The 8,514-nt window shown below is 70.3% G+C and carries 7 protein-coding genes; 2 read left to right on the top strand and 5 right to left on the bottom strand.

The window, feature by feature from the left end; translation table 11 throughout:
* On the bottom strand, positions 1-1,815 hold a 1,815-nt coding region (gene metG, locus G6021_RS08845), incomplete at its 3' end, for a methionine--tRNA ligase (RefSeq protein ID WP_182641092.1).
* Between the two features lie 58 nt (positions 1,816-1,873).
* The gene (locus G6021_RS08840) at positions 1,874-3,442 is read right to left on the bottom strand and encodes a BCCT family transporter (protein ID WP_179525818.1); all 1,569 of its coding nucleotides are present in this window, start codon (positions 3,440-3,442) and stop codon (positions 1,874-1,876) included.
* 81 nt (positions 3,443-3,523) lie between these two features.
* Here G6021_RS08840 and G6021_RS08835 point away from each other — a divergent pair, with 81 nt between their 5' ends.
* Positions 3,524-4,765, top strand: coding sequence for an aminodeoxychorismate synthase component I (locus G6021_RS08835; RefSeq protein WP_182641091.1), 1,242 nt, complete (start codon positions 3,524-3,526; stop codon positions 4,763-4,765).
* Between the two features lie 39 nt (positions 4,766-4,804).
* Here the strand turns inward: G6021_RS08835 and rsmI are convergent, their stop codons facing one another.
* Positions 4,805-5,644 (bottom strand): 16S rRNA (cytidine(1402)-2'-O)-methyltransferase, encoded by an 840-nt coding sequence (gene rsmI, locus G6021_RS08830; RefSeq protein ID WP_179525820.1) that lies wholly within the window; start codon positions 5,642-5,644, stop codon positions 4,805-4,807.
* A 143-nt stretch (positions 5,645-5,787) separates the two neighbouring features.
* On the opposite strand from rsmI, the gene G6021_RS08825 reads away from it, so the two are divergent.
* A complete protein-coding gene (locus tag G6021_RS08825; protein WP_182641090.1) occupies positions 5,788-7,299 on the top strand; it encodes a phospholipid carrier-dependent glycosyltransferase in 1,512 nt (503 codons plus the stop codon).
* Between the two features lie 45 nt (positions 7,300-7,344).
* Here G6021_RS08825 and G6021_RS08820 read toward each other — a convergent pair whose 3' ends face one another.
* Entirely contained in the window at positions 7,345-7,743 is a 399-nt protein-coding gene (locus G6021_RS08820; RefSeq protein WP_179525822.1) for a DoxX family protein, read from the bottom strand.
* Positions 7,744-7,748: 5 nt separating this feature from the next.
* Positions 7,749-8,514, bottom strand: a 766-nt coding sequence (locus G6021_RS08815) for an SDR family oxidoreductase (protein WP_182641089.1), incomplete at its 5' end; no start/stop codon positions are given.

Below are 8,514 nucleotides of genomic sequence, written 5' to 3'. Positions count from 1 at the left end.
CCAGGCGGGTCCGGTCTCGGCGAGTTCCGGGTCGACCTTGGCGAACAGCGGGCTGGGCTTGGCCAGCGGGGTCCCGGGGGTGAGCTCGGTGCGCGCCCACCGGGCCTGCTCGGAGGCGTAGTCGCCCATGATCACCGGGTAGCTGCGCCCGGCCTCGGGCAGGCCCGTCCCGACCAGGTCCACCGGCATGTCGTCGATCACCTCGTGGACCTGCGGCGACGCGGCCCACACGCCCTGCCCGCCGATCGCGCCGTGGATCTGCTGCGCGGCCGACGGCAGGTACGGGGTGAGCAGGGTGTTGGCGTCGGAGACCACCTGCAGGGCGGTGTGCAGCACGGTGCCCAGGCGCTCGCGCTGGTCCGGCTCCTTGGCCAGCTTCCACGGCTCGGTCGCGGCGATGTAGCGGTTCGCGGCGCCGACGATCCGCATCGCCTCGGTGGCACCGGCCTTGAAGCGGGAGCGCTCGAGGTGGCCGCCGACCGTGGCGAACGCGGACTCCGCGTCACGCAGGAGTTCGGCGTCGAGGTCGGTCAGGGTGCCGGGGCGCGGGATCTCGCCGAAGTTCTTGTGCGCCATCGACACCGTGCGGTTGACCAGGTTGCCCCAGCCGCCCACGAGCTCGGCGTTGGTGCGTCGCACGAACTCGTCCCAGGTGAAGTCGGTGTCCTGGTTCTCCGGGCCGGCCACCGAGATGAAGTACCGCAGCGAGTCGGGGCCGAACTCCGCCAGGAAGTCGCGGACGTAGATCACCACGCCCCGCGAGGAGGAGAACTTGGACCCGGACATGGTGAGGAACTCCGACGAGACCACCTCGGTGGGCAGGCCGAGCGCACCGAGCGCGCCCGGCTCGCCACCGTGCGCACCCCGGCCGTCGTAGCCGATGAGCTCGGCCGGCCAGATCTGCGAGTGGAACGTGATGTTGTCCTTGCCCATGAAGTAGTGGGAGACGGCCTCGGGGTCGGTCCACCAGCGACGCCACGCCTCGGGCTCACCCGAGCGCCACGCCCACTCGATCGAGGCGGACAGGTAGCCCACCACGGCGTCGAACCACACGTAGAGCTTCTTGTCGCCCCGGTCCTGCCAGCCCTCGACCGGGATCGGGATCCCCCAGTCGATGTCCCGGCTCATCGCACGCGGACGTAGGTCCTCGAGCAGGTTGAGCGAGAACTTCAGGACGTTGGGCCGCCAGTCCTTCCGACCCTTGAGCCAGTCCCCCAGCGAGTCCGCGAGGGCGGGCAGGTCCAGGAACCAGTGCTCGGTCTCGATGAACTTCGGGGTCTCACCGTTGATCTTGGAGACCGGGTTCTTCAGGTCCGCCGGGTCCAGCTGGTTGCCGCAGTTGTCGCACTGGTCGCCCCGGGCGCCGTCGTAGCCGCAGATCGGGCAGGTGCCCTCGATGTACCGGTCCGGCAGGGTGCGGCCCGTCGACGGGCTCACCGCCCCGGTGGTGGTCTTGGCCACCATGTACCCGTTGCGGTGCAGGCCCCGGAAGAGCTCCTGGACCACCGAGTAGTGGTTCCGGGTGGTGGTGCGGGTGAACAGGTCGTAGCTCAGCCCCAGTCCGGCCAGGTCGTCGACGATCACCCGGTTGTACCGGTCCGCGAGCGACTGGACCGACACCCCCTCCTTCTCGGCCTGCACGAGCAGCGGGGTGCCGTGCTCGTCGGTGCCCGAGACCATCAGCACGTCGTTGCCGGCCATCCGCTGGTACCGGGAGAAGACGTCCGACGGCACCCCGAACCCGGAGACGTGTCCGATGTGCCGGGGGCCGTTCGCGTACGGCCATGCGACCGCGGTAAGGACTGTCTTCGCCATGCGTCCAGAGTAGTGGTCGCGTCCGCGGCCGCCGTGCCGGGAGTGCACCCGGCCCGCGTCAGGCGTTCTCGGCCGCCGGATCGTGCGAGAGCGACTTGTGGATCGACACGCACAGGGCGATCAGCACCAGGACGAACGGTGACGCCGCGATGATGGTCATGTTCTGCAGGCTCGACAGCGCGTTCCCGCCGCCGTCGCCCGCGAGGAGCATGATGATCGCGACCGCCGCGGTGAAGGTACCCATGAGCATGACGATCCACCGTGACGGCTCCTCGACCCCGTGCTGGGCCATGCCGCCCATGACGATCGACGCCGAGTCGGCCGAGGTGATGAAGAAGACGGCGATGAGCACCATGGCGACCACCATGAGCACCGGCGCGAGCGGCAGTTCGCGGAGCAGGTTGAACAGCTGGGGCTCGAGCGAACCGTCGCCGAAGATGCTCCGACCGGCGTCCTCGAGATACAGGGCGAACCCGCCGAAGATCGAGAACCACAGCACCGACAGCGTGCTGGGTATGAGGACCACGCCGATGATGAACTCGCGGACCGTGCGGCCCCGGCTGATCCGGGCGAGGAACATCCCGACGAAGGGCGACCAGGAGATCCACCAGGCCCAGTAGAAGACCGTCCAGCCGGACAGCCACTCGGCCGCCTCGCCGTTCTCGCTCACCGCGGTGCGGGAGGCCATCTCGAAGAAGTCGGAGAAGTACGCACCGACGGTGGTGGGGACCAGGTCGAGCATGAAGAACAGCGCGCCGGAGAAGATCGCGACGAACAGCGCGAGCGAGACCGCCAGCACCAGGTTGATGTTGGACAGGATCCGGACGCCGTTGCCGATCCCGGAGGCCGCCGAGGCGAGGAACACCAGTCCCAGGACCACGATGACGCCCACGACGAGCGCGATGCCGCCGCCGCTGACCGCACCGGTCTCGTTCAGCCCGGCCCGGATCTGCAGCGCGCCGAGACCGAGCGAGGCGGCGGTACCGAAGATCGTGGCCACGACCGTCGCGATGTCGAGCACCTTGCCCATCCACCCGTTGGCCCGCTTCTCGCCGATCAGCGGGACGAACGCCTGCGAGATCAGGTGGCCGCGCTTGAAGCGGTAGGCCGCCAGCGCGAGGGCCAGGCCGACGATGGCGTACATGGACCACGGATGCAGGGTCCAGTGGAAGGCGGTGGTGGCCATGGCCACGTCGTACTGCTGCTCCTGACCCGGCGGCGGGGTCTGGAAGTGGGTGAGCGGCTCGGACACGCCGTAGAACATCAGACCGATGCCCATGCCCGCGGCGAACATCATGGCGATCCAGGACCGGGTGGAGTACTCAGGCTTCTCGTGGTCGCCTCCCAGCCGGATCCCGCCGAAGCGGGAGAACGCCAGATAGACGGTATAGGCCACGACCGTGGTGGCCACCACGATGAACAACCAGCCCACCGTGTGGACCACCACGTCGAACGCCCGACCCGCGGCGCTCTCGAACGAGACCGTGTAGAACAAGCCCCACACCACCACGATCAGGGCGATCACGGCGGCGGGGACGATCACCGCGAAGTCCGCGCGAGGCCGTGCCGTCGGCGCGGGAGGTGGCGTGTTCCCGGGGTCACTCTTCTGTTCTCTAGAGGTGGACATTCCTGAAACCTTGTCAACAACTTTGGCGCTGTGCAAGATAATAAGTTCTTCACCAGCACAGGTGCGTGTAAGCATGAACGGGTGCGCGAGCGTCTGATACCCGTCCCGGAGCTGCTCCGTGCGCTGCGGGAACGGGCGCGGTCACACGGCCTGGCGCCCCCTGCCGCCTTCCTCGGCGACTGGCGGGATCGCCGCGCCGTGGTGGTCCCGTCGGTCGACCTCCGGCCCGTGTCGCAGGAGTCGGCGTTCGAGGAGAGCGACCACCTCGTCGTCGTCTATCGGTCCTTTCCCGACACCGTGCCCGGCGCCGCCCCACCGCTCCCGGCCGCGGTGCGCGGCGAGGCCTCCGGGTGGCTCACCCTCGACGCCGACGGCCGGTGGACACGCCACGGCGACGCCCCCGACCCGGCGCAGGTGGTCCGCGACCACGGTGCCGCCCGACGTGACGGCCGCCAGGACGACGACAACAACGACAACAACGACAACAACGACAACGACGACAACGACGACAACCCTGCCGACCACTTCCCGGACTGGGCCGCGCCGGACCGCGGGGCGCACCGCTCGGCCGTGACGGACTGTCTCGAGGCGATCCGCGCGGGCGAGGTCTACCAGGCCTGTCTGAGCACGCGACTGCACGGCAGGCTCCGCGCGGACCCGCTCGAGACCTTCCTCGCGATCGCCGGCCACTCCCCCGCCGCACGCTCGGCGTATCTCGAGGGACCCTGGGGCGCCGTCCTCGGGTTCTCGCCCGAGGAGTACCTGGTGCGCCGCGGCGATCAGGTGCGGTCCAGCCCCATCAAGGGCACGCTGGCGGCGGACCTGGACCCGGCGCTCTTGCTGGGGTCCGCGAAGGACATCGCGGAGAACATCATGATCGTGGACCTGGTCCGCAACGACCTCGGGCGCGTGGCCGACGTCGGGTCGGTGACCGTGACCGACCTGCTCGCCATCCGCCCGGCGCCCGGCGTGCACCACCTGGTCTCCACCGTCACCGCCCGCACGACCGCGGACAACGCGGCGCTGGTGGAGGCCACCTTCCCCCCGGCCTCGGTGACGGGGACGCCGAAGGCACGGGCCCGCGAGCTGATCGCCGGGTGGGAACCGCGGTCGCGGGGCCTGCACTGCGGGGCGTACGGCCTCGCCCTGGGCCGGGACCTCGAGCTCGCGGTGGCCATCCGCACCCTCGAGGCCACCCCCGACGGGCGCGTCGAGTTGGGCGTGGGCGGCGGCATCACCATCGACTCGGACCCCAACGCCGAGTGGGACGAGTGCGTACACAAGGCCGCGTTCACCTGGGGCGGTGGACCGGTGCCCTGGTAGTCGGCAGCGCGCGACGTGGTGGTCAGCCCCGCGAGGTGCTCAGCCCCGCGAGTCGACGACCGCCTGGTAGAGCTCCCGCTTGGTCAGTGACGAGCCCTCGGCGACGGCCGCGCAGGCGTCCTTGAGCCGCTCTCCCGCCTCGACCCGCTCCTCCACGATCTCGACCAGGTCCTCGGTCGTGGCGGTCGAGTCCGCGGCGTCCGCCCCCTCGATCACCACCACGATCTCCCCGCGGACCCCGTCGGCGGTCCGCTCGGCCAGCTCGCCGAGCGTGCCCCGCAGGACCTCCTCGTACGTCTTGGTGAGCTCACGGCACACCGCCGCGCGCCGACCGGCGCCCAGCACCTCCGCCGCCTCGGCGAGAGTGTCCCCGAGGCGGTGGGGCGACTCGAAGAACACGCACGTGCGCTCCTCCGCAGCAAGCCGGGCCAGCCAGGTCCGGCGACGACCAGCGCGGCGCGGGGGGAAGCCGTCGAAACAGAACCGGTCCACGGGCAGGCCGCTGAGCACCAGTGCCGTGGTGACGGCCGACGGGCCGGGAAGGCAGGTCACCGGGAGCCCGGCCTCGATACACGCGGTGACCAGCGAATACCCCGGGTCCGACACCGCGGGCATCCCGGCGTCGGTCACCACGGCCACCACGTCACCGGCGCGGACCCGGTCCATCAGCTGGGGCACGCGGCCCGTCTCGTTGTGCTCGTAGAAGCTCATGACCCGGCCGGGGACCGTCACCCCGAGCGCCGTGGCGAGCCCGCGCAGACGCCGGGTGTCCTCGGCGGCCACGACGTCGGCGGTGGCGAGCAGGTCCTTCAGCCGGGAGGAGGCGTCGCCCGGATTCCCTATGGGGGTGGCCGCCAACACGACACGTCCGGACGTCATGCGCTCCACCCTATCCCCGGTCGCCCCCGTCCCCGGTCGCCGATGTCCGCGCCCGCGTCCCGCCGGAGTCTCGTCCGCGTCTCGCCCGCGTCCTGCCCTGCCCGTGTCCCCGGTCCCGGGAAGGCCACCATTATGCTCGCGGTGTGACCTCGACCCCAGGCGTGCGATCCCCGGGCCGCCCGCTCCCGGATCCGGACACCGGGCCGGTCGACACCCCCCGCGACTGGATCGCCACCGGCGTCATCCTGGTCCTGGCCTTCCTCTCGCGCTTCTGGGGCCTGACCTCCGCCACGGACGAGGGCACCCCGGTCTTCGACGAGAAGCACTACGCGCCGCAGTCGTTCAGCATCGCGCAGCTGGGGATCGAGGAGAACCCGGCCTACGGACTGGTGGTCCACCCGCCCGTCGCCAAGCAGATCGAGTCGCTGGGCGGACTGCTCTTCGGCTACACCCCACTGGGCTGGCGGTTCACCGCCGCGATCTGCGGCGTGCTCGTGGTGCTCATGGTCATGCGGATCACCAGGCGGCTGACCCGATCCACGCAACTCGGCCTGGTCGCGGGCCTGCTGCTGTGTCTGGACGGGGTCACCTTCGTGACCTCCCGCATCGGCATGCTCGACATCTACCAGGTCCTGTTCGTCACTGCCGCCGCCGGTGCCCTGCTCGTCGACCGCGACCAGATGCGCGGCCGGATGCACCGCGCCGCGCTCGCCGGCCGGCTCCACCTGTCGGACTTCGGACCGCGACTGGGCTTCCGCTGGTGGCGGTTCACCGCCGGCGTCATGCTCGGGCTGGCCCTCGGCGTCAAGTGGTCGGGCCTGTACTTCATCGCGTTCTTCGGCCTCATGACGGTGGCCTGGGACTGGGCGTTGCGCAGCCGCTACGGGGTGCGGCGACCGCTGGCGGGCACGCTGCTCCGGGATGCCGTCCCGGCCTTCGTCACCCTGGTCATCTGGCCCGCCCTGATCCACATGTTCACCTGGCTCCCGTGGTTCGCCGGCGAGAACTCGGTGTACCGGCACGCGGTGGGGTCAAAGGTCGACGACAACTGGCTGCCCGACTCACTCCAGTCGTGGCTGTACTACCAGTCGTCCGTGCTCGACTTCCACTCCTCGCTCACCACCTCGGCGGGCAACCGACACCCGTGGGAGTCCAAGCCGTGGACCTGGCCGATGAGCCTGCGGCCGATGCTCTATTACGTCGAGCAGGGCGAGGACGTGACCGGCTGCGGTCAGGACTCCTGCGTCCGCGCCATCATGCTCCTCGGTACGCCCGCGATCTGGTGGCTCGCGATCCCGGTGCTCGGCTGGGCGTTCTGGCGGGCCGTCATCTGCCGCGACGGCCGGTACGCGTTCCCGCTCGTCGGCTACATGGCCGGCTATCTGCCGTGGTTCTTCCAGCACGACCGCCAGATGTACTTCTTCTACGCCTCGGTGCTGGTGCCGTTCTTCGTGATGATGGTCGCGCTGGTGCTGGGCGAGATCGCCGGCAGGTCCACCGACTCGCCACGGCGCAAGACGATCGGCCGGGCGATCGTGTGCCTCTATCTGGGGCTCGTGGTGGCCAACTTCCTCTACATGCTGCCCATCCTGTCGGGGATGCCCATCACCTCGACGGAATGGAACCAGCAGCTCTGGCTGCCGTCCTGGCGTTAGCCTCGACTCGCCCCGCCGTGCCGCCCACCGCGAGCGACGCCGGCCCTACCCGCCCAGCGCCCGGTCGATGCTGAACCGGCCCGCCCCGACCGCCGCGATGAGCAACACGCCCACCCCGAGTGCCACCACGAGCTCCCAGCCGTTCTGGGTGACGAAGGGCCCGTTGGTGGCATGGACGAAATACAGGGCTCCCGCCATGTCCACCGCCAGCAGGATCCCGGCCAGCGGCGTGAGGATGCCCGCGATGAGGGCGATCCCCGCGATCAACTCGACCCCGGCGACGACCGCGGCGGTCACCTCCGGTTGCGGGATCCCGTACCCGGCGAACTGCTCGCCCACCCGGCTCAACCCCAGCGTGAAGAACTTCTGCCATCCGTGGGCCACGAACACCGCCCCGAGCCCGAGCCGGGCCAGCAGGATGGCGGCGTCGTTGAGGGTCTCCATCCCCCTCACGGGAGGATTCCCTCTCCGGCCTTGTTGATGCGACGGCTCAGGAGTCGCATCGCGAGCGTGTAGAGCGGCGGAGCGAACTTCTGGGCGGCGAACCCCAGTCGGATGTCCGGCGAGGTGTAGACGATGTAGCGCCCCTTGCGTACGCCCTCGAGTGTCTTCTCGGCCGCGACCTCCGGGGTGACGGCATGGCGCCTGAACTGGTCCACGGTCTTGGCGACCTGCGGGTTCGAACGGTCCACGCCCGCGATCTCGACGGTCTCCACCAACGGGGTGTCCACCCCGCCGGGACACACCAGGTGCACGCCGATCCCGTACGGCGCCAGGTCGAAGCGGAGCACCTCGGCGATGCCACGGATGCCGAACTTGGCGGCGCTGTACGCGGCGTGCCACGGCAGACCCAGCAGACCGGCGGCGGACGAGACCATGACGAGCGCGGCGGGTCGCTTCGCCGCCATCATCGCCGGGACGAACGCCTCGATCACGTGGATGGTGCCCATGAGGTTGACCTCGACCATGGACCGCCAGACGCGGTGTTCGAGCAGGTCGGGCCGCCCCCATGCCGAGTTGCCCGCGACGTGGAAGATCGCGTGCGGGGCGCCGTGCGCGGCGATCGTGCTCTCGCCGAACCCCATCACCGCCTCGTGCTCGGTGATGTCCACGGTCTCGGAGCCCAGCACCGCGCCACCCGCGTCCCGGCAGGCCTGTGCCGCCGTCTGCAACCCGGCGGCGTCGCGGTCCGTCAGCACCAGCCGCGCGCCCTCG

Origin of the sequence: Dietzia sp. CW19, assembly GCF_014145265.1 — a bacterium.
Taxonomy (GTDB): domain Bacteria; phylum Actinomycetota; class Actinomycetes; order Mycobacteriales; family Mycobacteriaceae; genus Dietzia; species Dietzia natronolimnaea.
This window is presented reverse-complemented; position numbering and strand designations above follow the sequence as displayed.

Bases quoted from the DNA above. Each gene is read 5' to 3' on its own strand.
- G6021_RS08820 (WP_179525822.1), bottom strand. From the start codon at position 7,743: ATGGAGACCCTCAACGACGCCGCCATCCTGCTGGCCCGGCTCGGGCTC.
- G6021_RS08840 (WP_179525818.1), bottom strand. From the start codon at position 3,442: ATGTCCACCTCTAGAGAACAGAAGAGTGACCCCGGGAACACGCCACCT.
- rsmI (WP_179525820.1), bottom strand. From the start codon at position 5,644: ATGACGTCCGGACGTGTCGTGTTGGCGGCCACCCCCATAGGGAATCCG.